The organism is Kocuria rosea (assembly GCF_006094695.1).
GTDB lineage: Bacteria > Actinomycetota > Actinomycetes > Actinomycetales > Micrococcaceae > Kocuria > Kocuria rosea.
Genome location: NZ_CP035103.1, coordinates 3879728 through 3903510, shown reverse-complemented (window position 1 = coordinate 3903510; position 23783 = coordinate 3879728). Strand labels below are relative to the sequence as shown.

At 75.1% G+C, this 23783-nt stretch carries 24 protein-coding genes; 13 read left to right on the top strand and 11 right to left on the bottom strand.

All coding sequences use genetic code 11. The features are described 5' to 3' along the window. Positions 1-92: 92 nt before the first annotated feature. Positions 93-545: a hypothetical protein gene (locus tag EQG70_RS17810; RefSeq protein WP_017835033.1), complete on the bottom strand. Its 453-nt coding sequence runs from the start codon at positions 543-545 to the stop codon at positions 93-95. Between the two features lie 259 nt (positions 546-804). Here EQG70_RS17810 and EQG70_RS17805 point away from each other — a divergent pair, with 259 nt between their 5' ends. Continuing rightward, positions 805-1842, top strand: a complete 1038-nt coding sequence (locus tag EQG70_RS17805; RefSeq protein WP_109269048.1) for a zinc-dependent alcohol dehydrogenase family protein — start codon at positions 805-807, stop codon at positions 1840-1842. A gap of 567 nt (positions 1843-2409) precedes the next feature. After that, a complete protein-coding gene (locus EQG70_RS17800; protein ID WP_232035214.1) occupies positions 2410-3147 on the top strand; it encodes a gamma-glutamyl-gamma-aminobutyrate hydrolase family protein in 738 nt (245 codons plus the stop codon). A gap of 118 nt (positions 3148-3265) precedes the next feature. On the opposite strand, the gene EQG70_RS17795 is transcribed toward EQG70_RS17800, so the two are convergent. Next, positions 3266-3985, bottom strand: a complete 720-nt coding sequence (locus EQG70_RS17795; RefSeq protein WP_109269050.1) for an alpha/beta hydrolase — start codon at positions 3983-3985, stop codon at positions 3266-3268. A gap of 207 nt (positions 3986-4192) precedes the next feature. Here EQG70_RS17795 and EQG70_RS17790 point away from each other — a divergent pair, with 207 nt between their 5' ends. Then, positions 4193-5287: a DUF808 domain-containing protein gene (locus EQG70_RS17790; protein ID WP_109269051.1), complete on the top strand. Its 1095-nt coding sequence runs from the start codon at positions 4193-4195 to the stop codon at positions 5285-5287. Positions 5288-5308: 21 nt separating this feature from the next. Here EQG70_RS17790 and EQG70_RS17785 read toward each other — a convergent pair whose 3' ends face one another. Together EQG70_RS17785 and EQG70_RS17780 are read right to left on the bottom strand one after the other, a co-directional pair. Continuing rightward, complete coding sequence (locus EQG70_RS17785) at positions 5309-7297, bottom strand: vWA domain-containing protein (RefSeq protein ID WP_095650067.1); 1989 nt, start codon at positions 7295-7297, stop codon at positions 5309-5311. Between the two features lie 70 nt (positions 7298-7367). Continuing rightward, positions 7368-8783: a magnesium chelatase ATPase subunit I gene (locus EQG70_RS17780; protein WP_035924417.1), complete on the bottom strand. Its 1416-nt coding sequence runs from the start codon at positions 8781-8783 to the stop codon at positions 7368-7370. 130 nt (positions 8784-8913) lie between these two features. Between EQG70_RS17780 and EQG70_RS17775 the strand changes: the two genes are divergently transcribed. Both EQG70_RS17775 and EQG70_RS17770 read left to right on the top strand, forming a co-directional pair. Then, positions 8914-9558: an MSMEG_4193 family putative phosphomutase gene (locus EQG70_RS17775; RefSeq protein ID WP_017835026.1), complete on the top strand. Its 645-nt coding sequence runs from the start codon at positions 8914-8916 to the stop codon at positions 9556-9558. A 10-nt stretch (positions 9559-9568) separates the two neighbouring features. Further along, the gene (locus EQG70_RS17770; RefSeq protein WP_109269052.1) at positions 9569-10264 is read left to right on the top strand and encodes an SCO1664 family protein; all 696 of its coding nucleotides are present in this window, start codon (positions 9569-9571) and stop codon (positions 10262-10264) included. Here EQG70_RS17770 and EQG70_RS17765 read toward each other — a convergent pair. Both EQG70_RS17765 and EQG70_RS17760 read right to left on the bottom strand, forming a co-directional pair. Then, a complete protein-coding gene (locus EQG70_RS17765; RefSeq protein ID WP_109269053.1) occupies positions 10261-11235 on the bottom strand; it encodes a helix-turn-helix transcriptional regulator in 975 nt (324 codons plus the stop codon). The two genes, EQG70_RS17770 and EQG70_RS17765, sit on opposite strands and share 4 nt — an antisense overlap. A gap of 5 nt (positions 11236-11240) precedes the next feature. After that, a complete protein-coding gene (locus tag EQG70_RS17760; protein WP_109244481.1) occupies positions 11241-12200 on the bottom strand; it encodes an AraC family transcriptional regulator in 960 nt (319 codons plus the stop codon). Positions 12201-12431: 231 nt separating this feature from the next. On the opposite strand from EQG70_RS17760, the gene EQG70_RS17755 reads away from it, so the two are divergent. Further along, positions 12432-14120, top strand: coding sequence for an ABC-F family ATP-binding cassette domain-containing protein (locus EQG70_RS17755; protein ID WP_109244482.1), 1689 nt, complete (start codon positions 12432-12434; stop codon positions 14118-14120). A gap of 17 nt (positions 14121-14137) precedes the next feature. Here EQG70_RS17755 and EQG70_RS17750 read toward each other — a convergent pair whose 3' ends face one another. Continuing rightward, positions 14138-15022, bottom strand: a complete 885-nt coding sequence (locus tag EQG70_RS17750) for a serine hydrolase (protein ID WP_126346733.1) — start codon at positions 15020-15022, stop codon at positions 14138-14140. Positions 15023-15218: 196 nt separating this feature from the next. Here EQG70_RS17750 and EQG70_RS17745 point away from each other — a divergent pair, with 196 nt between their 5' ends. The 7 genes from EQG70_RS17745 to EQG70_RS17715 all read left to right on the top strand — a co-directional run bounded on the left by EQG70_RS17745 (position 15219) and on the right by EQG70_RS17715 (position 21222). Beyond that, on the top strand, positions 15219-15482 hold the full coding sequence (locus EQG70_RS17745) for a hypothetical protein (protein ID WP_109244484.1): 264 nt from the start codon (positions 15219-15221) through the stop codon (positions 15480-15482). Positions 15483-15531: 49 nt separating this feature from the next. Further along, positions 15532-16212 (top strand): YqjF family protein, encoded by a 681-nt coding sequence (locus EQG70_RS17740; RefSeq protein ID WP_109244485.1) that lies wholly within the window; start codon positions 15532-15534, stop codon positions 16210-16212. A gap of 256 nt (positions 16213-16468) precedes the next feature. Then, entirely contained in the window at positions 16469-16831 is a 363-nt protein-coding gene (locus tag EQG70_RS17735; protein ID WP_109244486.1) for a hypothetical protein, read from the top strand. 237 nt (positions 16832-17068) lie between these two features. Further along, on the top strand, positions 17069-17482 hold the full coding sequence (locus EQG70_RS17730; protein ID WP_126346732.1) for a hypothetical protein: 414 nt from the start codon (positions 17069-17071) through the stop codon (positions 17480-17482). Between the two features lie 88 nt (positions 17483-17570). Continuing rightward, a complete protein-coding gene (locus EQG70_RS17725) occupies positions 17571-17789 on the top strand; it encodes a hypothetical protein (protein ID WP_109243967.1) in 219 nt (72 codons plus the stop codon). Then, positions 17786-18616: an FAD:protein FMN transferase gene (locus tag EQG70_RS17720; RefSeq protein ID WP_109269054.1), complete on the top strand. Its 831-nt coding sequence runs from the start codon at positions 17786-17788 to the stop codon at positions 18614-18616. Before EQG70_RS17725 ends, EQG70_RS17720 begins: the two co-directional genes overlap by 4 nt. A 101-nt stretch (positions 18617-18717) precedes the next feature. Beyond that, a complete protein-coding gene (locus tag EQG70_RS17715; protein ID WP_109269121.1) occupies positions 18718-21222 on the top strand; it encodes an ATP-binding cassette domain-containing protein in 2505 nt (834 codons plus the stop codon). 56 nt (positions 21223-21278) lie between these two features. Here EQG70_RS17715 and EQG70_RS17710 read toward each other — a convergent pair whose 3' ends face one another. The 4 genes from EQG70_RS17710 to EQG70_RS17695 all read right to left on the bottom strand — a co-directional run bounded on the left by EQG70_RS17710 (position 21279) and on the right by EQG70_RS17695 (position 23703). Next, entirely contained in the window at positions 21279-21470 is a 192-nt protein-coding gene (locus tag EQG70_RS17710; RefSeq protein WP_306413708.1) for an antitoxin, read from the bottom strand. Between the two features lie 146 nt (positions 21471-21616). Further along, positions 21617-22132, bottom strand: a complete 516-nt coding sequence (locus EQG70_RS17705; RefSeq protein WP_109269055.1) for a nucleoside deaminase — start codon at positions 22130-22132, stop codon at positions 21617-21619. Between the two features lie 29 nt (positions 22133-22161). Then, the gene (locus tag EQG70_RS17700) at positions 22162-22923 is read right to left on the bottom strand and encodes a YoaK family protein (protein ID WP_017835012.1); all 762 of its coding nucleotides are present in this window, start codon (positions 22921-22923) and stop codon (positions 22162-22164) included. A 51-nt stretch (positions 22924-22974) separates the two neighbouring features. Next, complete coding sequence (locus EQG70_RS17695) at positions 22975-23703, bottom strand: FadR/GntR family transcriptional regulator (protein ID WP_051063850.1); 729 nt, start codon at positions 23701-23703, stop codon at positions 22975-22977. Positions 23704-23783: the final 80 nt, after the last annotated feature.

Here is a 23783-nt window from a genome sequence, read left to right as displayed (position 1 = left end):
GCTGCGCGCAACGGGCCGCCGGGCCGCGGACGGGCGCCAATGCCGCCCGGCGCGAGGTGACGATCAGAGGACGGGGCGGGAGAAGGCCTTCGTCAGCGGTCGCTCCCGAGAGCCGGGGCTTCGATGTCGAGCAGGAGCAGGTCCCACCCGCCACCGCGGTGACCGAGCCGGGCGACCATGCTCCGGTCGTCGTTCCTCCACCGCAGGGCTCCACCGGCGGTGTCCACGCGGTACCCGCACTGATCGGCGATCCACACCGACTCCTCGACGGCGCGCGCGCGACTGGCCGACCACCGTCCACGGTCGATCTCGGCCAGGGACGCCAGGGCCACGCCGGAGATCGCGACCAGGAGTCCCGACAGCGCCGGCAGGGCGGGGGTGGTGAAGGAGAGGGCCGCGCCGATCACCGCGACGAACATGATCGTCACCGGGTGGTTCCACCACGTCGGGGCCGGGGTGCGCGGGGTGTCCGCCACGCCGGCGAAGACCCGTACCGAGGGGGAGGCGGTCCGGCTCCGGCCGTAGGCGTCCAAGAACTGCTTCACACTCAACGGGGCTCCTCCGGGCACGGGCTGATGGGGAAGGCGAACAGCGAGGAGAGCGGCGGCGCGCTCCCCGGGCGGAGCCGGGATCGCTGTCACGGGCCCGACGGGGGCAGAATGCCCCAGCAGGTCGCGCCGCACGGTCAGCACACGGTGTCTCCAACGACCGGTCTACCACCACGGCGCCGAGTGACGCATCGACGAGCGCTGTCTCCTTGCTCACACCCCTGCCGGTGCCGCACGGGCGTGGGAGAGTGGGGGCATGCGCGCAGTGGTGATCGATGCTGTCCGGGGCCGGCCGGAGGTCCGTGACGTCGCCGAGCCCACGGCACCGCCCGACGGGGTGGTCGTCCGGGTGGAGGCCACGGGCCTGTGCCGCAGCGACTGGCACGCCTGGGCTGGGCACGACGAGATCGCGCTGCCCCACGTCCCCGGGCACGAGCTGGCCGGGGTGGTCGTCGCGGTGGGGGCGGGCGTGCGCCGGTGGAGCACCGGGGACCGGGTGACCGTCCCCTTCGTCTGCGGCTGCGGCCGGTGCGAGTGGTGCCGTTCCGGCAACGCGCAGGTCTGCCCCGATCAGCAGCAGCCGGGGTTCACCCACTGGGGGTCCTTCGCCGAGTACGTCGCCCTGCACGGGGCCGACACGAACCTCGTGGCCGTCCCCGAGCACGTCGACCTCGCCACCGCGGCCGCGCTGGGGTGCCGGTTCGCCACGGCGTACCGGGCCCTGGCCGACCGGGCGCGCCTCGCCGAGGGGGAGTGGGTCACCGTGCTCGGAGCCGGCGGGGTGGGGCTCAGCGTGGTGATGATCGCCCGGGCACTGGGCGGACGCGTGATCGCGGTCGACCGCAACCCGGAGGCGCTCGCCCTCGCCCGCGAGCTCGGCGCGGAGCACACGCTGCGCGCGGACGGGCGCGACGTCCCCGCGGCGGTCGCCGCCCTCACCGGCGGGGGCGGCCACGTCGCCGTCGACGCCGTGGGCAGCGAGCAGACCTGCGCCGACGCGGTCCTCAGCCTGCGCCGGCGGGGCCGGCACGTCCAGATCGGCCTGCTGCCGCCGGTCGAGGGCCATCCGCGCGTGCCGATGGCGCGGGTCATCGGCTGGGAGCTGGACCTGCTCGGCAGCCACGGCATGGCCGCGGCCGACTATCCGGCCATGATGGCGCTCATCGAGCAGGGCGCACTGCATCCCCAGAAGCTCATCGAGCGCACCATCGGGCTCGACGAGGCGGCGGCGCTGCTGCCGGTGTTCGACACCGCGACGGTCGCCGGCATGACGATGATCGATCCCGCGCTGTAGACCCGCTCGGAGGCGGCGTGCGGGCGTCCCGCCCGGCCCGAGGGAACGCCCCGGCGCGGATCCCGGGGCGCACGGGCGCGAGCGGACCGACCCCGGCGCCGGGGACCGCCCGCCGCTGCCCGGGCCCCGTCCCCGCATTCCGACAGCCGATTTTCGTGGATCGTGAAGAATCGGCAATGTTCTTCCGGAAAAGAGGGGCGCACCCCCTTCCGCCTCGGGCAGAGTGATCTGCACCACTCGGGGGACGCGAACTTCCCCGGTGCATCGCGTGAAGGGCGACCGCCGTTCACCCCGGTGTCCGCCGCTCCCATCCCGGTCGGCTCCACCGCCACCGTTCAGCTCCGCAACAACTCACCAGGTGCCCCCGAAAACGCTTCGGGCCTGAACTCCTCCTCCCTCCGACCGCCCCGGCGGCGCCGCGTGCGCCCGCCACCCGGCACGGAGCGAGGACCTCATGATCGAACAGGAGATGACAGCATGAACCGACAGGCCGTTCATCTGAATGCGCACGAGGTGACTCCCGTAGGACTGTGGAGCCTCCGTGCCAGTGCGCCCACCGTGGCGACCGTGGTGTCGCTGAACTTCCCGGGCCTCACCCCGCAGACCCGGGACCTGATGCGCCGCCGCACCCGCACCGCGCTGCAGTGCCTGGTCAACACCGGGGCCCGGCCGATCCTGGTCGACTCCAGTGCCCGGGAGCTGCCGGACCCCGCCGTCACCGCCTCCGCGGACGCGGTGCTGGTGCTCGGAGGAGGGGACGTCGACCCTGCCCTCTACGGGGCGGGCGGGCCCGTGCCCAACGGGTACGGGGTCGACCGGCGCGCCGATCTCTACACCGTGGACCTCCTCGAGCAGAGCCTCGACCGCGACGCCCCGCTGCTGGCGATCGGACGGGGGGCCCAGTTGCTCAACCTGGCCTGCGGGGGAACTCTCGTCCCTGATCCCGGCACCGGCCACGGACACCGCGGTGCGCCGGGGGACCCGGTGTGCCCCGAGGAGGAGGTCGCCCTGGAGCCCGGGAGCAGGCTGGCCGCCGTCTTCGGCGGCCGGCGGCTCACCGTCCGGTCGGGCCACCACCAGGCCATAGGGGTCGTGGCCCCCGAGCTGCGCGTCACCGCCGTGGCCGAGGACGGCGTGGTCGAGGCGACGGAGCACCTGGACCGCACCTGGGCCGTCGGGGTGCAGTGGCACCCGGAGGACTCCCACGGCTCGGCCGCGGACCGGGGGCGGCTGTTCTCCGCGTTCGTGGAGCAGGCCGGGTCCGGGCGGCGCCGCGTCCCCAGGTCGCGCGTGCTGGCCGCGTGAGCCGGTCCGTCTTCCGGTCCGCGCCGAGGAGCGCCACGCCGCGGCGCGGACCGGAGGGGCGGCGGCCGGACCCCGGGCGGGTGGGCCTGCTCGAGGGTGCGTCGGCGGCCGACAGGCCTCACCGGGCGGCGGGCGGCGTGACGTCCTCCGCCAGGCCGGCCAGCCACGCGGCGCACAGCGCCGGCCAGGCCGCGGGCTCACCGGTGCCGCCGGCCAGTCCGAGACCGTGCGGTCCGCGGGGAAAGACGTGGAGGGCGTGGGGCACGCCCCGGCGCGCCAGCGCCTGGGCCAGCAGGTAGGAGTGCTGCACGGGCACGGACGCGTCGTCGGCGGTGTGCCACACGAAGAAGGGCGGCGCGGCCCGGGTCACCAGCCGGTCGAGGGACGTGGCCGCCCGCACCTCGGCGGCGGGCCCCGGGCCCAGGAGCTCCTCCTGCGACCCCCGGTGCGTGTCGAGCTGCATGGACACCACCGGGTAGCCCAGGACCACGGCGTCGACCCGCTCGGGCCCCGAGGCCGGTGCGGTGAGCGCGGCGTGCCCGGCCAGGTGCCCGCCGGCGGAGAACCCCAGCAGGACGACCCGCCCGGCCCCGGCCGCCCTGACCCGGCGCACCTCGGCGCGCACCGCGTCCACGGGGGCGGGGTGCCTGGCGTGCACGGGATAGCGGAGGACGCCGGCGGAGAGGCCGAGGCCGCGGAGCCACTCGGCCACGGGTTCGCCCTCGTGGTCCGCGTGCCGGGCGTACCCGCCGCCGGGGAGGACGACGACGTGCGGAGCGGGCGACGGCGCGGGCGGTCGCGCCCCCGCCGGTCCGGCGGCAGGGTGAACGGGGTCCATGCGGGGTGCCTCCTGGTCGGTGCTACCTGGTCGGGGGTGGACGGTCCGGCGCCGGGCGCACGGCACCGGCTCCGCGGAACGGCAGGACATCGGTGCCCGTTCGTCCCGCGCGGGAGCATCCGGGCGTCCGAGGCCCTACTCTGTCATCATGCTGATCACCACCGCGGCTCCGCCCGCCCCTGTTGAGACCGCGCCGGAGGCCCTCCGATGAGCGGCGGTCTGATGGCCCTGCTGGACGACGTCGCCGCCCTGGCCCGCGTCACCGCCGCCTCCGTGGACGACATCGGCGCGGCGGCGGGCCGGGCGAGCATGAAGGCCGCCGGCGTCGTCGTCGACGACACCGCCGTGACCCCGCAGTACGTCCAGGACGTCTCCCCGGCCCGCGAGCTGCCCATCATCTGGCGCATCACCAAGGGCTCGCTGCGCAACAAGCTCATCTTCATCCTCCCGGTCATCCTGCTGCTGAGCCAGTTCGCGCCGTGGCTGCTCACCCCGATCCTCATGCTCGGCGGCAGCTACCTGTGCTTCGAGGGGGCCGAGAAGATCTGGTCGAAGATCTCGGGCCACGGGGCCAAGACCAAGACCCCCGTGGTCGAGAAGGGCAAGGACGCGGAGGACACGATGGTCGGGGGCGCGGTGCGCACCGACCTGATCCTCTCGGCCGAGATCATGGTCATCTCCCTCAACGAGGTGGCCGGCGAGCCGCTGCTCTCGCGGGCGGCCATCCTGGTGGTCGTGGCCATCGGCATCACCGTCCTGGTCTACGGGGTGGTGGCGCTGATCATCCGGATGGACGACTTCGGCCTGCACCTGGCCGGACGGTCCTCCCCGACCACGCAGAAGATCGGCCACGGCCTGGTGAAGGGCATGCCCGGGCTGCTCACGGTCATCTCGGTCGTGGGCACCGCCGCCATGATCTGGGTGGGCGGGCACATCGTCCTCGTCGGCCTCGACGACCTGGGCTGGCACGCCCCGTACGAGGCCGTCCACCACGTGGAGGTGCTCGTGCACGACGCCGTCCCCGGCGGTCTCGGCGCGGCGCTCGCCTGGCTCACGAACACCTTCTTCTCCGCCGTCCTGGGCCTGGCCTGGGGCGCCGTCCTGGTGCTGGTCTGGGAGCTGCTGCCCTTCGGCAAGGGCGAGCACGAGGCCGAGCACGCCGCCCACGGCGCCCACGAGGCGCAGGACGAGCACCACGGGAAGCACTCCTCGGCGGCGTCCTCGGGGGAGGAGGGCGCGGGACCGTCCGGCCCGTCCGACCCCACCCCGCCGGCCGACGGGGGCTCCACCGCGGCCCGCTGACCGGGCTCGCCGGGAGTCCGCTCAGAGATCGTCGGGGTCCCCGGCGCGGGCGTTGAGGTACTCGTCCAGGACGGCGGAGCCCAGATCCCCCGGGTCCGGCGCCACCACGCGCCCGTCGATCCGCTCGGCCATCCGCCGCAGGAACCGCTCCAGCCCCGGGTCGTCGCCGAGCCGGAAGAACGTCGCCTGGGCCCCCATGCGTCCCAGCCGGTCGAGCTCCTCGACCGTGGCGCGCAGGGTCTCCGGCTCCGTGGGCCAGGAGAACCAGCTCTCGCCGTCGGGCAGCAGGTGCGCCGTGGGCTCCCCGTCGGTGACCACGAGCAGGACGGGCTGCATCGAGGGGTGCTTGCGGAAGAACCGCGTGGCGAGCAGCAGGGCGTGGTGCAGGTTGGTGCCCTGCTCCCGCACCGGCGGCAGCCCCGTGAGCTCGTCGACCGGCAGGGCGCGGGCGTAGCGGCCGAACGCGACGATCTGCAGCTGGTCCCCCCGGAACCGGGTGGAGACGAGGTGGTGGAGCGCGAGCGCCGTGCGCTTCATGGGCACCCAGCGCCCCTCGGCGGCCATGGAGAACGAGGTGTCCACGAGGAGGACGACGGCGGCCTGCGTGCGCGCCTCGGTCTCGGCGACCTCGATGTCGCGGACGTCGAGGCGCAGCCCGCGCCGGACGTCGCCGCCCTCGGCGGCGGTGCGCCGGATCGCGTTGGTGATGGTGCGGGTGGTGTCCCACGGCTCGGCGTCCCCGAACTGCCACTCCCGGGTGGCGCCGGAGGGCTCGCCGGCCGCACCGGCGAGGCGGGTGTCGCGCTGACCGGTCCGGGAGGACAGGTTCTGCGCGGCGTCCCGCATCAGCGCCTTCCCGATCCGGCGCACGGCGCGGGGCGAGAGCCGCAGGTCCCCGTCGGCGCCGCGCTGCAGGTAGCCGCTGTCCCGCATCGCCCGCTCCAGCTCGGCGAGGGTCCGGGCCGAGACCGCGGCGTCCTCGCCCAGCTGCCGTGCGAGCGCGTCGAGGTCCATGTCGTCCAGGTTGGCGCCCCGGTGGTGCTGCGCCAGCTGCTCGGCGAGGGAGTCGAGCTCGGCGATGTCCTGGAGCACGCCCGTCCCGTCGCCGAGGCCCAGGCCGTCCTGGCCCTCGAAGCCCTCCGACCCGCCCCAGTCCTCGCCGGGGCGCAGTCCCTGCAGGTTGGCGTCGAGCCGGCCGAGCTGGTCCATCAGCTCGGGGGAGCCGAACGCCTGGGCGGAGAGCTGCATCAGCTCCTGGCGCTGCTCGGGGGACATGGAGTTGAGCATCCGCTGGGCCGCCGCCGCGCGCTGGGCCAGGGCGTCGATCAGCTCGTCGACCGACTGCGGGTTCTCGGGGAAGTGCTCCCCGTGCTTCGCCATGAAGTCCTGGAAGTCCTCCTCGGTGTCCTCGCCCCGCCCGTGCTTCTCGAGCAGCTCGTTGAGGTCCCGGAGCATCTCGGCCACGGCCTCCCGGTCGGCGTCCGTGGCGTTCTCCAGGGCCTGCTTCATCCCGGCGAAGCGCTGGTCCAGCAGCTCGCGGCCGAGGAGGTCCTTGATCTGCTCGTAGGCCTCCCGGGCGGACTCGGACTGCCAGTCGTAGGACGCGAGCTCGCTGACGGCGGCGGCCGTGGAGCTCGGCAGGCCGTCGAGCTGCATCTCCCGGAAGGAGCGGTCCATCGGGTCCATCCGGGCGTCCCGCAGGAACTGCTCGCGCTCCAGACGCAGCGCCTTGTCCAGCAGCTTCTTCGCCTCCTCGAGCGTGCCGCCCAGGCCGTGGCGCTTCAGCAGCTCGCGCCGGCGCTGCTGCAGGCGCCGGGACAGGTCGTCCAGGCCGTCGCGGCCGCGGCCGCCCCGCCGGAGGAACTCGCGCAGCGCGTGCTCCGGCGAGTACCCGGCCATGACGTCCTCGGAGACGGCCTCGAGCGCCTCGGAAAGGTCCACCGGCGGGGCCAGCGGATCGGGTCCTCCGGTGTACCGGCCGTACCTCGAGGACCGGTGGTGTGCGGGCATGACGCCCCCTCTGTGTCTTCTCTGTGTCCCGGTGCGGAACCCGGTGCGGGTCCTGGTGCCGGCCGTGCGGTCAGCCGTAGACGGTGCCGGCCTCGTCGGCGTCCTTGGAGATCTTCTGGGCGAGGTAGAGCCCCTCCAGCGCCAGCTCGATCGCGCTGGCGCGCTGGCCCGGCGTGCTCGCGCCGAGCCGCGCGGCGATCTCGTCGTAGGCGGTCGCGGCCCCGTCGTCGTCGGAGGCCGTCAGCTCGGGCAGCCCGGCGAGGAAGTCCTGGGCGGAGACGTCGTCGCCGGTGGACACGGTCGTGCGGCCGTCGAAGGCCTCCACGACCGGGCCGAGGTCGAGACCGCGGAAGCGGCCGCGGACGGTCTCGGCGGTGGCCCGGCGGAGCAGGTGGTCGAGGATCGCGCGCTCGCGGCCCTCCTCGCCGGACTCGAACTCGATCTTGCCGGCCAGGACGTCGGTGGCCGTCTCCATGTCCACCATCCGCGCGACCGCCTCCGCCTCGCCGCGGATCGTGGCGCGGCGCAGCGCCGCGGCCGCGACCGTCTCCGCGCCGGCGATGGCGAAGCGCGCCGACACCCCCGAGCGCTGGTCCACCGCGGAGGACTCCCGCAGGAGGCGGGTGAACCGGGCCAGGGTCTCCAGGATCGTGTCCGGGACCTCGGCGATCAGCTCGGCCTCCTGGCGGATCACGGCGATCTCGTCCTCCAGCTCGAGCGGGTAGTGGGTGCGGATCTCGGCGCCGAACCGGTCCTTGAGCGGCGTGATGATCCGGCCTCGGTTCGTGTAGTCCTCGGGGTTGGCCGTGGCCACCACGAGGACGTCCAGCGGCAGCCGCAGGACGTAGCCGCGGATCTGGATGTCCCGCTCCTCCATCACGTTGAGCATGGCCACCTGGATGCGCTCGGCGAGGTCGGGCAGCTCGTTGATCGCCACGATCCCGCGGTGCGAGCGGGGCACGAGCCCGTAGTGGATGGTCTCCGGGTCCCCGAGCCGCCGGCCCTCGGCCACGCGCATCGGGTCCACGTCCCCGATGAGGTCCGCCACGGACGTGTCCGGGGTGGCGAGCTTCTCGACGTAGCGCTCCGACCGGTGCCGCCAGACCACGGGCAGCTCGTCGCCCTCGAGCAGGATCCGGCGCCGCGACGCCTCGGTCAGCGGCTCCAGGGGGTGCTCGTTGAGCTCCGACCCCTCGATGGCGGGGGACCACTCGTCGAGCAGGCCGGCGAGGGTGCGCAGCAGGCGGGTCTTGCCCTGGCCGCGCTCGCCCAGCAGCACCACGTCGTGGCCGGCGAGCAGGGCCCGCTCGAGCTGCGGCAGGACCGTGCGCCCGAGCCCGTGCAGGCCCGGCCAGGGGTCACCGCCCTCGGCCAGCGTGCGCAGGAGGTTCTCGCGGATCTCCTCGCGCAGCGTCCGGTGGGTCACGCCGGCGGCGCGGAGCTCGCCGAGCGTGCGAATGTCAGGGTGATCGGTGCGATCAGTCACAGCGCCAACCTAACCCCGGCGTCAAGAGGGCGCCCCCGGGCCGGGGCCGGCGTCGTCGCAGGCGGCGCCCGACGACGACGGGCGCGGGGCCCCTGTGGCCCCGGGGCCCCCGCCAGTACGCTGGTGCATCATGGTCACTCGCAAGGCACCACGGAGCACCCTCGTCCTGCTCGTGCGGCACGGGGAGACCCCCACCACGGGCAAGGTCCTGCCGGGGCGGGCCCCCGGCCTGCACCTCTCCGAGCGCGGCCGGGCCCAGGCGGACCGGGTGGCGGAGCGGCTCGCGGGCGTGCGCGTCGACGCCGTGTACACCTCACCGCTCGAGCGCACGCGCGAGACCGCGGCGCCGACCGCGGCCCGGACCGGCCGGGAGGCCGTCGTGGAGCCGGGACTGCTCGAGTGCGACTTCGGGGAGTGGACGGGCGAGGAGCTCTCCCGCCTCTCCCGGCTCAAGGCGTGGTCGACCGTCCAGCGGGCGCCCTCGACCTTCCGCTTCCCCGGCGGCGAGAGCTTCCCGGAGATGCAGGCGCGCACCGTGGGCGCCGTGGACCGGGTGCGCGCCGCCCACGAGGGCGGGGTGGTGGTCTGCTTCTCGCACGCCGACCCCATCAAGGCGGCCCTCGCCCACGCCCTGGGCACGCACCTGGACCTGTTCCAGCGGATCGTGGTCAGCCCGTGCTCCGTCTCGGCGATCTCGTACGCGCCGGGGCAGGCGCCGGCCGTGCTCACCGTGAACTCCACGGACCAGCCGCTGGCCGGCCTGAGGGTGTCGTGAGCGGACGCTGATGGGCGAGCTCGTGCTCCTGACGGAGGGCCGGTTGGAGCTCCTCGGACTGATCCGGGAGAGCAGCAACTCGGCGCTGCTCGTCGAGGTCACGCTCGAGGAGGAGACGGCCTGGGGGATCTACAAGCCGCTCGAGGGCGAGCGGCCGCTGCTCGACTTCCGCCCCGGCCTGCACCGGCGGGAGCGCGCCGCGTACGTGCTGAGCGAGTTCCTCGGCTGGGGCATCGTCCCGCCCACCGTCCTGCGCCAGGACGGCCCGTTCGGCTCGGGGTCCCTGCAGCGGTTCGTGGAGCACGACCCGCGGCAGCACTACTTCACCCTCTACGACACCGCCCCCGACACCCACGACGCCCTGCGCCGGATCGCGCTGTTCGACCTCGTGGCCAACAACGCCGACCGCAAGGGCGGCCACGTGCTGCGGGGCGCCGACGGCCGGATCTGGGGGATCGACCACGGTCTGTGCTTCGCGGCGGCGTTCAAGCTGCGGACGGTCGTCTGGGACTTCTCCGGCGAGCCCGTGCCCGAGGACCTGCTGCGGGACATCGCCCCGCTGGCCGACGACGTCCCCGCCGAGCTCGCCGAGCTCCTCGACGCCGAGGAGGTGGCCGCGCTGCGGCGGCGGGTGCGCCGGCTCCTCGACGAGGCGGTCCTGCCGGTCGACGTCACCGGCCGCCGGATCCCCTGGCCGCTGCTCTAACGGCGCAGGGTGGCGGCCGGGTTCTCGCCGTAGGCCTGCCGGTGGCGGCGCGCGAAGTCGCCGGGGTGGTTCATGCCCCAGCGCCGGGCGATGCCGCGCACGGTGTCACCCCGGGCCGGGTCGCCCTGCACCAGGTCGTCGTGGGCGGCCACCAGCCGCAGCTCGCGCAGATAGGCCCCCGGCGTGGTCCCGGCGTGGGAGCGGAAGGCCCGGACGAGCTCCACGGTGCTCACCCCCGCGTGGCGGGCGACGTCCTCGACCGTGATCGGCGAGGACGCGGCGGCGTGCAGGAACTCGACCGCGTCCCGGTAGGCCGCCTGCTGCCCGGCGGCCGACGCGCGCCGGGCCACGGGCTCCCCGGCGAAGGCGAACGCCTCCAGGGTCGCCACCGACATCCGCCGCCGCAGATCCGCGCGCAGCAGGGGGAGGGAGGCGACCTCGGGGTCGGCCAGGACCTGCTGCGCGAACGCGAAGGTGCTCCTCCAGTGCCTCTCCCGGGCGGGGGAGTGCGGGCGCGGTCCGTGGAAGGCGACCTCGAGGGTCTCGTCCCCGTGGACCGTCCGGGCGGTCTCCCGCAGCGTGGACCGGTCGATGGTGACCGAGTCGACCAGCAGCTGGTCCACCTCGCCGCAGTACTCCTGGCCCGGCTGCAGCAGGAACACCCCGAGCCCGCTGCCCCTCCGGCCGTCGATGCTCCAGTCGACGCCCCCGGCGCGGGGCACGACGACCGAGAACATGTCGTCGAGCACCATCCGGCCGGCGATGCTGCCGCGGAAGGTGAGCCGGCCCAGTTGGAGGTCGGCGTCGCCCAGCACGTCCTGGCGGTACAGGAAGGACGACTCGTCGGTGATCGTGCCCATGCGCGCACTGGTGTAGATCTGCTGCAGCGCCTCGTTCGCCACCTCCGGGTCGGTGGTCGCCATGTGCAGGCGGATCGGCGTCCCCGGCGCCCGCTCCGTCTCCTGGGGCATCCCGGTCAGCTCCGCAGGGTGGTGGCGGGGGCCTGGCCGTGCCGGTCCCGGTAGGCGGCGGCGAAGCGGCCGCGGTGGCCGAAGCCCCAGCGCGCGGCCACCGCCTCCACGGTCGAGCCGGTCGTGGGGTCGGCGGCGAGCAGCTCCCGGTGGACGGCGTCGAGCCGGGCGTCGCGCAGGTAGGCCATCGGGGTGGTGTCCAGCTCCCGGCGGAAGGCCGCCTGGAGACCGCGCACGCTCATCCGGGCGGCGGCGGCGATGTCGGCCGGTCCGACGTCCGCGGCCACGTGCTCCTCGATGAAGGCCACCGCCCGCCGCACTCCGGCCGGAGCCGGGCGGGTCTGCCCGGTGGCCGTCCCGCTGCGGTCCAGGAAGCTCCCGGGAAAGGTGTGCAGCAGGACGGTGGCGAGGGAGCGGGCGGCCTCGGAGCGGATCAGGGGGCTGCTCATCGCCCGGGAGTCGGGCAGGAGGTCGCGGGCGAAGTGGGAGACCGTCCCGCGCCAGTACTGGGTCATGGCCGGCGACACCGGGCGGGTCCCCGTGAACTCCAGCCGGAAGCCCTCGTTCCCCAGCAGCCGCCGGGCGTGGTCCTCCACTGCGGCAGGGTCCAGGGACACGGTGGTCGCCTCGAGGTCGTCCCACCAGCTGGTGAAGGTGCGCTGCGGGAACAGGAAGGGCCCGGTGCGGGGGAAGCGGTCGCCGGCGCTGGTGGCGCTCAGCACGCCCGCCGTCACGTGGCACACCCGCAGCACGCCGGCGCCGTCCGTGCGGCCGGTGCACGAGGAGCCCTTCAGCCGGACGCGCTCGTAGGCGACAAAGTCGATCCCGGTCGAGGCCAGGGTCATGTCGAAACTGCCGTCCGGGGAGCGGCGCACGCCCCGGATGGCGAAGACCTCGTCGAGCACCGCGATGCCCTCGGCCGGGTCGCGGGTGCTGAACACGGCCCGCTGCACCTGGGAGTCCATGGTCCGCAGGCTACGCCCGACCGCCGAGGGAGTCGACCGCGGACCGCCGGCGGTCCGCCGGGACCCTTGCCCGCGGCGCCCGCCCGGGCGTACCTTGGTGGGCATGTTCCTGTCCTGATGCCCCGGCCCGCGTCCGCGGCCGGCACCGTCGATCCGAGCCCAGAGGGCTCCGCGCATCCGGTGCCGCACTCGCCCGGCGGGCCCGACCCCCAGCATCGACAGGACCGCACCGTGACCACCACCGCCCCCTCGGCGGCGACCGCCGCCCCGCACCGCCCCGCCCACCTGCGCCTGGACGGCATCGGTGTCAGCCACCCCGGCCGCCGGGTCCTCACCGACGTGTCCCTGACCGTCGCCGCCGGTGAGCGCACCGGCCTGATCGGGGAGAACGGCGCCGGCAAGACCACCCTGCTGCACGTGGCGGCCGGGCTCCTGGTGCCGGGCACGGGCACCGTGCACCGGCCGGAGCGCACCGGACTGCTGCACCAGGAGCTCGACCTCCCCGCCGCCACCACCCTGGAGCAGGTCGTCGAGCGAGCCGTCCGAGAGGTCCGCGCCCTGGAGCACCGGCTGGCAGCGCTCGCCGTCGGCATCGCCGCGGCGCCCGACGACCCCGCGACGGCGGACGCCTACGACACCGTGCTCCGGGACGCCGAGCGCCACGGGCTGTGGGCCCTCGACGCCCGCATCGAGACGGTCCTGAGTGGACTCGGACTGGCCCGGCTGCCGAGGAGCCGGGCGGTCGGGGAGCTGTCCGGCGGGCAGCGGCGCCGCCTCGCGCTCGCGGCGCTGCTGCTCGCCCGGCCCACGGCGCTGCTGCTCGACGAGCCGACGAACCACCTCGACGACGACGCCGTCGACTTCCTCGCGGCCGAGCTGGCCGGCTGGCGTGGCCCGGTGCTCCTGGCCAGCCACGACCGGTGGTTCCTGGACGAGGTGGCCACCGGGGTGGTCGACCTCGACCCCGCCCTGGGCCCCGACGAGTCCGCCGGCGGCCCGCCCCGGCAGGGCACGGCGTCCACGGGCGGCTACAGCTCCTACCTCCGGCAGCGGGAGCTCGCCCGCCGCCGCTGGGCCGAGCGCTTCGCCGCCCAGGGGCAGGAGCGGGAGCGGCTGCGGGAGATCGCCGAGGTCTCCGGCCGGGAGATCTTCCACACCACGGCCCCGAAGTCCGAGGGCCGGATCACCCGGAAGTTCTACAGCGACCGCGCCGCCAAGACCATCGGCGGCCGGGTGCGCTCGGCCCGCCACCGGCTGGCCGAGCTCGAGCGCACCGCGGTCGGCGCCCCGCCGGCACCCCTGCGCTTCGCGGGCTTCCGCCGGGGCGCGGACACCGGGGCCGACGCCGACGTCCCGCTGGTCCGGCTCACCGGGGCACATGTGGACGGACGACTGGCGCCCACCGACCTCGAGCTGCGCGCCGGGGACCGGCTGCTGGTCGAGGGCCCGAACGGCACCGGGAAGTCGACGCTGCTCGCCGTGCTGGCGGGGGAGCTGCGCGCCGACGGCGGGACCGTGGAGCGGCAGGGCCCCGTCGTCGTCGGCCGCCTGGCCCAGGACGACTCCTGGCCGGACCTGGCGTGCCCGGCCGAGGCGGCCTTCCGCTCCCGGCTGCGGGACGGCAGCGGCGCCCCGACGCTGGAGGAGCTCGGCCTCCTGCGCGCCGGCGACGCCTGCCGCCCCCTCGGGGAGCTCTCCCCCGGGCAGCGCCGGAGGGTGGCGCTCGCGGTCCTGGTCGCGGAGCCGGCCCCGCTGCTGCTCCTGGACGAGCCCACCAACCACCTGTCGCTGGCCCTGGCCGAGGAGCTCGAGCGGGCCCTGGAGGACTTCCCGGGCACGGTGGTGCTGGCCACGCACGACCGGTGGGTCCGGCGGCGCTGGCGGGGCCGGGTGCTCCGGGTGCGCTCCGGGACGGACTGACCGCCCGAACCCCCCGCCTACGGTGCCGCGGCCGGGCGGGGGGAGGTGCCGGTGTCCTCCCGCACGTACGCCTCGATCTCCGGCCCGGCGTCCCCGAACCAGGGCGCCGACTCCTCGTAGTCGGACCACCCGTCGGTCAGGACGGCGACGACGTAGTCGTGCCCGCCGAGCTCGACGATCCCGGCGTCGTGCGAGACGTCCACCAGCAGGCCGGTCTTGTGCGCGAAGCCGACGTCCGGGGAGAAGCCCGAGGAGAGGGCGTAGTCGAGGTGCTGCTCCTCGAGGAACCCGAGGAGCAGGGCGGCGGAGGGGCCGGAGAGCAGCTCACCGCGGCGCAGCCGCTCCAGGAGGGCGGCGACGTCCGCGGGAGTGGTGGTCATCGCGACGACGTCCTGCGAGCCGGTGTCGGGGTCGAAGGTCGTGGCCGTGAAGCCCTGCCCGTGCGCGAAGGTCTCGACCTGCTCCCACCCGAGCCACTGGCCCAGTGCCGCACCGGAGGCGTTGTCCGACCAGCTGATCATCACGTCGAGGGCCTGCTCGACCGTGAGGCCCAGTCCCGGCACGACGTCCGAGAGGGCGAGGGCGCCCCGGTCGGCCCGGTCGAGGACCGCATGGGCCAGGAAGAGCTTGTAGAGGCTCGCGCTCGTGAACGGGCGGTCCGCGTTGCGGGCCACGACCTCCCCGCCCTCGGGGTCGAGGAGCACGACCCCGAGTTCACCGGGCACCTCGGCGGCGAGCTCCTCCAGGTCCGCCGCCAGGCCCGCGGCGGCGGCCTCGGCCGTCGGGGCGGCGACCGGTACGGCCCCGTCCCCGTCCCCGCCGCAGGCGCCGAGGAGGAGGGCGAGGGCGAGGCCCAGCGCCGCGGCGCGGCCGGATCGGGCCCCTCGACAGCTCGTGCGCACGGTGCGCCTTTCGTTCCCGGACGGACGGGGACGCGGGCGGTTCGCCCCGGCGGCAGGCGCCGGTCCCGTTCCCGACCGTACCGGCGCCGTCCTGGATTTCCGCTGAGCATCTTCCGTCAATCCTGTCCCCTCTGTTGCACCGGTTTGGAAAGCGTGCTTACCTTTGATGCTCATGCAGAACCACGGAGGAGGGGTCATGACAGCAGCTGCGGGCGAGAGCTGGTGGCGCAGGACGCTGGCGATCGGGTTCCTGTCCGTCGCCGCCCTGGGACTCGCGGGGTGCGACGACCCCGGGTCCGGCGGCGAGGAGGGCACGGAGCAGGAGGCCCCCGCCGGAGGCGAGGAGACCGCCGAGGACGAGGCCACGGACGCCACCGAGGAGGAGAACACGACCGGGCCCATCAGCCCCACGGAGGGCGAGGGGCCCATGGAACAGGATGACGAGCAGGACGACGGCTGATCCGGCGGCTCCCTGGCCCGCGGCGCCGGGGTTGCCGCGCCCCCACCTGATGGACCAGCGCTGGGAGGACGCCGTCTTCCTGCACTGGCGGATCCCGGTGCCCGCCGCGGCGGCACGGATGCCGCCGGGCGTCCGGGCGGACGTGGTCGACGGCTCCGCCTGGGCGGGCCTCGTCGGCTTCCGGATGGAGCGGATCCGGCTCGGCGCCGCGGTGCCCCTGCCGTGGTGGGGAAGCTTCCCCGAGATCAACGTGCGCCTCTACTCCCGCGAGCCGGACGGCACGCGCGCCGTGGTGTTCCTGTCCCTCGACGCGCCACGGCTCGCGGTCGTCCTCGGCGCCCGCGCCGCCGGCCTGCCCTACGTGTGGTCGCAGTGCCGGGCCGCCGCCCCCGACGGGGCGGATCCCTCTTACGGGTACGACGTCGTCCGGCGCCGCGGACGGACGACGTCCTCCTTCGCCGTGCACCCGGACCGCGCTGCCCGCGCCGACGACGAACTGTCGCTGGAGCTCACCGCGCGGTTCGGTCTGCACAGCCGGTTCGCCGGCCGCACGGTGCACGTCCCTGTCTCGCACGAGCCGTGGCCGCTGCACCCCGCGGCGGTCGCGCACCTCGAGGACGGCCTGCTGGCCGCGGCCGGCCTCGACGTCGACGGCCCGCCCGAGTCCGTGCTGTTCTCACCGGGCGTCCGGACCCGGATCGGGCGGCCCCGGACGATGCACGGCCCCTGATCCGCCGGCCCGGCCCCGTCCGCCGGACCGCGCCTGCCCGCGCACCGTCCGCGGCCGTCCGGGCCCTCCGTCCCCCGGATCGTGCCGCCCGGCGCCCGACAGCCCCACAAGAGTGGGCAGGCCCGGAGCGCGCGGGAGGTCCAGGATGGAACCAACTCCCGCAGGAGCGACCGGGGGGACTCCGGTCGAGGTCGCTCCCGGAGCCGCTCAGCGCCGGGACCGTTCCACCGGGGGAGCCGCACGCGAAAGGCCCGCCGTGACCACTCCGCTCGTTCCCGAGCTGCCCCAGCTGCCGGACTTCTCCGGCCGGTCCTCGACCGAGCCGGGGGCCGACCGCCCCGGTCGCGCGTTCGAGCCCGCGGCCACGGGCGCCCTGCTCCTGCTCCTCGCGCTGACCGTGGTCCTGGCCGTCCTCGTCCGCGCCGTGCCCCTGGGGCCGCTGCTCACGGTGGTGCTCCTGCTGCTCGTGTCCGTCGGTGCGCTCGCGCTCGGCGCCCGGGGCGGCGGCGACCTCCCGGCGGAGCCGCCGGAGGACCCCGCCGACGGGACACCGGAGACGCAGGGGGTCTACTACTACGACCGGCACGGCCGGCCGGTGGCCATCGACGACGCGTTCTGAGCGGCGCCCCGTCCGGCGCCTCCCGGTCCGGGCCGGTGCCCGGCGGCCGCAGTGGCACCGGCACCGTGTCCGAATCGTGTCCGTCATCTTCACGCACGGTGGCCGATGCACCCTGACCTGCGCCTACGTTGGTGACGTCGCACCAGACACGGGGCCCGGGGGCGTTCGGGGGAATGCGCCGCGGGCCGGCACCAGTCGCGAAGCGCTTCTCGCTTCTCCACCGGATGGGACAGAACCATGAGAAGAACCACCAGGGCAGTCACGGCCGCCGCCTTCGCGGCAGGAATCGGTCTCGTCGCCGCCGCACCGGCGCAGGCGATGGAGATCTACGAGATCAGCGACGCCACGCGGATCGCCGAGGGGGCGGCCGTCGAGGGCACCTACAAGGTCTCGTGCACGGCGGGGAGCAACATCTTCGTCTCCCTCAGCGTGACCCAGCGGGTCTCCGAGGGGCGGATCGCCAACGGCAGCTACTTCCAGCAGTGGGTCTGCGAGGGCGGCGAGGTCGAGCTGGACTACCAGGCCGTGGCCTTCAACATGGCCTTCGACGAGGGACCGGCCGTGCTCTCCGGGTTCATCCAGGAGTGCCAGGCGGAGTTCTGCGGGACCGGCACGAACCTGCCGCTGCAGGTCATCCAGATCGCCGACTAGCGGGACCCGCGGACGGGCCCGTTCCTGCGCCGGCGTAGGAACGGGCCCGTCCCGCGTCCCCGCCTGCGCAACTCTGCCCGAAAGTCCAGTGACCGGCACCACCCCCGGTCCTATAGTCGAAGTCATCGACCGCACACCTCTCCCCCCACGCCCCCCGCAGCGGCTCGACGACCCCGCCGTCCCCGTCCTCCAGGAGGAGGCCCTCACGAGACGGCCGGCGCGCGTCGACGTCGTGAGCGGCGCCGCCCCCGCCGTGAAGGGCTACCGCACGGTCTGCCGGGAGCTCCTCGAGCGGGCCGGGCTGTGAGCGCCCCCGCCGTCGAGCTGCGTCGCCCCGAGGGCCGGTGGCACCGCCACCGGGAGCCCGTCTGGGGCACCACCGTGACCGTCGACGTCCGCGCCGGCGAGGAGGGGCTGCCCCCCGAGCCCGCCGTGCAGCACGCCCTGGACACGGCCGTGGCCAACATGCGGTGGGTCGACGCCGTCTTCTCCACCTACCGACCCGACTCGCTCGTGACGGCGCTCCGCTCCGGCCTGCTCGACGAGCGCCGGCTCAGCCGGTGGGACGCCGCCCAGGGCGCCCTCCTCGACGTGCTCCGGCGTTGCCGGGAGGCCCGGGAGCTGACCGACGGCTGCTTCGATCCGTGGGCCGTGCGCGGCGGCTTCGACCCCTCCGGCTACGTCACGGCGTGGGCCGTGGAGCGGATCGCCGACGACCTCGTCCGCGCCGGGTGCGCGAACGTCTGCGTGGAGGCCGGCGGGGACGTTGTGACCCGCGGGTCCGCCGGACCCGGGAGGCCCTGGACCGTGGGCATCCGCCACCCCGACGACGCCGGCGCGGTGACCTGGACCGTGCTGCCCGGCAACGGCGCGGTGTCGACCTCGAGCACCGCCGAGCGTCCGGCGCACATCGTCGACCCGCGCACGGGGCGGCCCGCGGCGGGCGCCCGGTCCGCGACGGTCGTCGGCCCGGACGCACGGCTCGCCGGAGTGCTGGCCACGGCCCTCGTGGTCGCCGGCCGGGACGGGGCCCGCTGGTTCGCCGGCCTGGACGAGTGGTCCGCCTGGGGCGTGGACTCCGCCCCCGCGGACACGGCCTGGTCGATCGGCCGGGAGCACCACCTGGCCCGCTGAGTCCGCCCACGGCCCCGCCGGTGGCTAGGGTGGAGGCGGTGAGCACCCACCCCGACACCGACCCGGCCCCCGACACCGTCCCCGGCACCACCCGCACCGGCATGGTCCGGGTCCGGGGAGCCTCCGAGAACAACCTGCGCCACGTGGACGTGGACGTCCCCCGCGACGCGATCGTCGCCTTCACCGGCGTCTCAGGGTCCGGGAAGTCCTCCCTGGCCTTCGGCACCATCTACGCCGAGGCGCAGCGGCGCTACCTCGAGTCCGTGGCCCCCTACGCACGGCGCCTGATCCAGCAGGGGCACAACCCCGCGGTCGAGGGAATCACCGGGCTGCCGCCCGCCGTCGCCCTGCAGCAGCGGCGCGGCGCGCCCAGCTCGCGCTCCACCGTGGGCACCCTCACCACGCTGTCCAACTCGATGCGCATGCTCTTCTCCCGGGCGGGCACCTACCCGGACTCCGCCGCGGGCAGCCTGGACTCGGACGCCTTCTCGCCCAACACCGCCGCCGGCGCGTGCCCCCGGTGCTCGGGCCTGGGCACCGTGCACGACGTCACCGAGCCCTCCCTGGTCCCGGACCCGGGGCTCAGCATCCGGGACGGGGCCGTCGCGGCGTGGCCCGGCGCGTGGCAGGGCAAGAACCTGCGCGACATCCTGAGCCACCTGGGCCACGACGTCGACGTCCCCTGGCGCGAGCTGCCGCGGGAGGAGCGCGACTGGATCCTGTTCACCGAGGAGCAGCCGGTCGTGGAGATCACCCCGCAGCGGGACCGGGTGGCGAAGCCGTACAAGGGCCGATTCTGGAGTGCGAAGAGCTACGTCCTGCACACCCTGGCGGACTCCGCGAGCCAGCAGATGCGCGAGCGCGTCCTGCAGTACGTGGTCACGGGACCCTGCCCCGCGTGCGCCGGCAGCGGCCTGCGTCCCGAGGCGCTCGCCGTGACCTTCGCGGGCCGGAGCATCGCCGAGCTCAACGGGGCGTCCCTCGGCGAGCTGGCCGAGGTGGTCCGGCCCACCGCCGCCCTGGAGCACGCCGGGACCGCCTCCCGGGCGGTGTCCTCGGGGGAGCGCAGCGAGGCCGCGGTGACCATCGCCAAGGACCTGCTCGCCCGGCTGCAGGTGCTGCTGGACCTGGGGCTGGGCTACCTGAGCCTGGACCGGTCCACGCCCACGCTCTCCCCGGGGGAGATGCAGCGGCTGCGGATCGCCACTCAGCTGCGCTCCGGGCTCTTCGGTGTGGTCTACGTGCTCGACGAGCCCTCGGCGGGCCTGCACCCGGCCGACGCCGAGCCGCTGCTGGCCGTGCTCGAGGAGCTGAAGGCCTCCGGGAACTCGGTGTTCGTGGTGGAGCACGACATGGCCGTGGTGCGGCGCTCCGACTGGGTCGTGGACGTGGGGCCCCAGGCCGGGGACCGCGGCGGCGCGGTGCTGTACAGCGGCCCCGTGCCCGGCCTGGCCGACGTGGCGGAGTCTGCCACACGCCCCTTCCTGTTCCCGGACGGCCCCCCGCACGGTTCCCCTGACGGCTCGCCTGACGATCCTCCGGGCGGCACGGCGGCGGAGCGCACGCCGCGCCCGGTCGAGCGGCGGCTGCGGCTGCGCGGCGTCACGCGCCACAACCTGGTGGACCTCGACGCGGAAATCCCCCTGGGCGTGCTGACCGCCGTCACCGGGGTCTCCGGCTCGGGCAAGTCCACGCTGGTCAGCCAGGTCCTGGCCGAGACGGTCGGCCGGCACGTGCACGGCGGGGCGGCGCCCGTCGACGCCGAGGACGACGCCGCGCCCGCCGCCGGGGCACGGGTGGGTGCCGTCGAGGGCCTGGAGCACCTGGACCGGCTGATCCGGGTGGACCAGCGGCCCATCGGCCGCACCCCGCGCTCCAACCTGGCGACCTACACGGGGCTGTTCGACGCGGTCCGCAAGCTCTACGCCGCCACCGACGAGGCGCGGGCCCGCGGCTACGGGGCCGGACGGTTCTCCTTCAACGTGACCGGCGGCCGGTGCGAGACGTGCCAGGGCGAGGGCTTCCTGGCCGTCGAGCTGCTGTTCCTGCCCGGCACCTACGGGCCCTGCCCCGACTGCCAGGGCGCCCGCTACAACCCCGAGACCCTGGAGGTGACCCACCGGGGCCGGAGCATCGCCGACGTCCTGGGCATGCGCGTGGAGACCGCCGCGGAGTTCCTCGCGGACGTCCCGGCCGCCGCGCGCAGCCTGCGCACCCTGCTCGACGTGGGGCTCGGCTACCTGCGGCTCGGCCAGCCGGCCACCGAGCTCTCCGGGGGCGAGGCGCAGCGGATCAAGCTGGCCACCGAGCTGCAGCGGGCCCGTCGCGGCCACACCCTGTACCTCCTGGACGAGCCCACCACCGGCCTGCACCCGCAGGACGTGCAGCTGCTGCTGCGCCAGCTCAACCGCCTCGTGGACGCCGGCAACACCGTGGTGGTGGTGGAGCACGCCATGGACGTGGTGGCGTCCTCGGACTGGGTGATCGACATGGGCCCGTCCGGCGGCGAGGCCGGCGGGCGGATCGTGTGCGCCGGCACCCCGGCCGAGGTCGCCGCGTGCCCGGCCAGCCGCACGGCGCCCTACCTGGCCGCAGCGCTGGCCTGACAGGCCGCGGCCCCGCGCGCCGGGAGGCGGGCGGGGCCGAGGTCAGCGGCCACGGATCAGTTCTGCTGCTGGTCCTTCTCGTCGGCGCCGAGGAAGCCGCCGGCCTTCTCCTGGGCCTGGTCCACCTGGCCCTCGTACTTGTTGCCGGTGCGCTCGTCGACGGCGTCGCCGCCCCGGTCGATGCCCTGCTGCACCTTGTCCGGGTGCTGGTCCGCAAGGTCCTTCGCCTTGTCCGCGAATCCTCCCATGTCCACCATGATCGTTCCTCTCGTCGAACGGTTCCGGCGGGCGCCGCCCACCGGAGGTACCCCTCCATCCTGGTCCCCGGACGGGGCCCCTGGCCACCCCGCGCCGAGATTGCGGCTGACGGCGACGCAGCCGGGCGCGGTGGCCGTCAGCTGCGACCTCGCGGGTCGGTCCCGGTCCTTTTCCGGGTGAGGTGCAGCCGGCGGTGCAGGTCGCGCACCGCCGGCGCCAGCTCGGGGCAGGGGCCGTCCACGGGCACCCCCGGGGCCACCTGGGTGATCGGCAGCGCCGCGACGGGGGCGGGCGGGGCGCCGAGCTCGTCCAGCCACCGTCCGAGCTGCGCCGAGGAGGAGGCGTGGACGATGCGGCCCAGCCCCACCCAGGCGTGGGCCGCCGAGCACATGGGGCAGTGCTCGCCCGAGGTGTAGACCGTGGCTGCGGAGCGCTGCTCCGGGGTCAGGTGGGCGGCCGCCCACCGGGCGATCTCGAACTCGGGGTGGCGGGTCGCGTCACCGCCGGCCACCCGGTTGCGGTCCTCGAACAGGACCTCCCCCCGCGCCGAGACCAGCACCGAGCCGAACGGCTCGTCCCCGGCGTCGAGGGCCTCGCGGGCCAGCTCCACGCAGCGTCGCAGGTGTCCGCGGTCGGTCTCCGAGATGCCCATGGGCCCAGCCTACGGGCGGGGGCGCCGGCTCACAGGAACGCGCGGGCGGGCGGGCGCCTGCGGGAGAGGTCCCGGGCCACCGGACGGTAGGCCAGGACCAGCAGCAGCAGGGCGACCGGCACCAGGAAGGAGAACCCCGCGGCCAGGTAGCCGACCGTCCCGGTCACGCCGCCCAGGAAGAACAGGCCCACGAGGGTGGTCAGGACCCGCAGCTTCCTGCGGTCCGCCCGGACCGGTTCCGGACCCGGTGTGCGGTGGGGGTAGAGCATCCTGCCGAGCTCGATCGCGATGTCGGTGACCATCCCGGTGACGTGGGTGGTGCGCACGGGGATGTCGGCGACCTTGCTGAGGAGCGCGTTCTGCATCCCCATGGTGAAGCACAGGACGGCGACGGGCACGAGGCCGCGGTGGTCGTCCTCGACGGCCTCGGCGGTCAGGCTGAACACCAGGATCAGCGCGCCCTCGAAGGCGAGCACGTTCGCGAACCGGCACCCGAGCCCGCGCCGCCGGCCCCAGGTGAAGAGCAGCGAGCACCAGATGCCGCCGAGCACGAACGCGCCCAGTCCCACCGCGCCGAGGGACAGCAGCTCCACGTCCCCGTCCACGAGGTGGTCGGCCATGGTCGCGGTCAGGCCGGTCATGTGGGAGGTGTAGAGCGCCACGGCCACGAAGCCCGCAGAGTTGAGCATGCCGGCCACGAGGATCAGCAGGCAGGCCAGGTGGAGGTCGTAACGGGGGCTCCGGCGGGGCCCCGAGACCCGGGACAGGTAGCCGGTGACGGGTGTGGCCATGCGCTCAGCCTAGGAACGGCGCGGCCCGGGCCCAGCAGACCATCGGCCAGATCAGGCGGTGTTCTCCGTCACGTCGACGACCCCCTCGAGCACCTCCACCACCACGGCGCGCGCCCGCGCCTCGGCCTCGGCCGCGTTTCCGGAGGCGACAGCGGCGGCCGTGGCCTCGTGGTCCTCGAGCGCGCCGGGGTCCGGGGAGCGGGGCATGAGCCCGAGCGCCGTGCGGCCGGAGAGCACCTCGGCCACCACGTCCTGCAGGGCGGCCAGCATCGGGTTGCCGCTCGCCTCCAGCAGCAGCGCGTGGTAGGCGGTGTCCACCTCCAGGTACTCGGGGTCGGTGCCGCGGCGTGCCTCGCCGAGCTCCCGCAGCCGGGCGGCGAGCTCCACCAGGCGCCGCCGGGTGGGCCCGTCGGCCCGGACCGCGGCCAGCCGGGCGGCCACGGGCTCGATGGCGGTCCGCAGCTCGGTCAGGCTCCGCAGCTGCTCGTCGCGCCCCGGGCCGCCGAGCCGCCACCGGATCAGCCGGGGGTCGAACGGGTTCCAGTCCCGCGGCGGGCGGACGGTGACGCCCACCCGCCGCCGGGACTCCACCATCCCCATGGACTCGAGCACGCGCACCACCTCCCGCACGAGCGTGCGGGAGACCCCGAACTCCTCCTCGAGGGCCGCGAGCGTCAGGACCGTTCCCGGCGCCCGCGCCCCGGAGGCGATGCTCTCGCCGAGCCGGTCCAGCACCCCGCTGTGCTGCTCCACCCCGTGCATGGACGCTCCGTCCGTCATGTGCGGCGCGGTCGCGCCGACCCTGTTGCCAAAAGTATGATCTTTCTGTCAGCCTAGCGTGTGTCGTGGCTCACGACGAG

Coding starts and splice junctions, on each gene's coding strand:
- EQG70_RS17740 (WP_109244485.1), top strand. CDS start 15,532: ATGGACCAGCGCTGGGAGGACGCCGTCTTCCTGCACTGGCGGATCCCG.
- EQG70_RS17715 (WP_109269121.1), top strand. CDS start 18,718: ATGGTCCGGGTCCGGGGAGCCTCCGAGAACAACCTGCGCCACGTGGAC.
- EQG70_RS17805 (WP_109269048.1), top strand. CDS start 805: ATGCGCGCAGTGGTGATCGATGCTGTCCGGGGCCGGCCGGAGGTCCGT.
- EQG70_RS17730 (WP_126346732.1), top strand. CDS start 17,069: ATGAGAAGAACCACCAGGGCAGTCACGGCCGCCGCCTTCGCGGCAGGA.
- EQG70_RS17760 (WP_109244481.1), bottom strand. CDS start 12,200: ATGGACTCCCAGGTGCAGCGGGCCGTGTTCAGCACCCGCGACCCGGCC.
- EQG70_RS17795 (WP_109269050.1), bottom strand. CDS start 3,985: ATGGACCCCGTTCACCCTGCCGCCGGACCGGCGGGGGCGCGACCGCCC.
- EQG70_RS17785 (WP_095650067.1), bottom strand. CDS start 7,297: ATGCCCGCACACCACCGGTCCTCGAGGTACGGCCGGTACACCGGAGGA.
- EQG70_RS17700 (WP_017835012.1), bottom strand. CDS start 22,923: ATGGCCACACCCGTCACCGGCTACCTGTCCCGGGTCTCGGGGCCCCGC.
- EQG70_RS17710 (WP_306413708.1), bottom strand. CDS start 21,470: ATGGGAGGATTCGCGGACAAGGCGAAGGACCTTGCGGACCAGCACCCG.
- EQG70_RS17775 (WP_017835026.1), top strand. CDS start 8,914: ATGGTCACTCGCAAGGCACCACGGAGCACCCTCGTCCTGCTCGTGCGG.
- EQG70_RS17765 (WP_109269053.1), bottom strand. CDS start 11,235: ATGCCCCAGGAGACGGAGCGGGCGCCGGGGACGCCGATCCGCCTGCAC.
- EQG70_RS17695 (WP_051063850.1), bottom strand. CDS start 23,703: ATGACGGACGGAGCGTCCATGCACGGGGTGGAGCAGCACAGCGGGGTG.
- EQG70_RS17790 (WP_109269051.1), top strand. CDS start 4,193: ATGAGCGGCGGTCTGATGGCCCTGCTGGACGACGTCGCCGCCCTGGCC.
- EQG70_RS17705 (WP_109269055.1), bottom strand. CDS start 22,132: ATGGGCATCTCGGAGACCGACCGCGGACACCTGCGACGCTGCGTGGAG.
- EQG70_RS17770 (WP_109269052.1), top strand. CDS start 9,569: ATGGGCGAGCTCGTGCTCCTGACGGAGGGCCGGTTGGAGCTCCTCGGA.
- EQG70_RS17745 (WP_109244484.1), top strand. CDS start 15,219: ATGACAGCAGCTGCGGGCGAGAGCTGGTGGCGCAGGACGCTGGCGATC.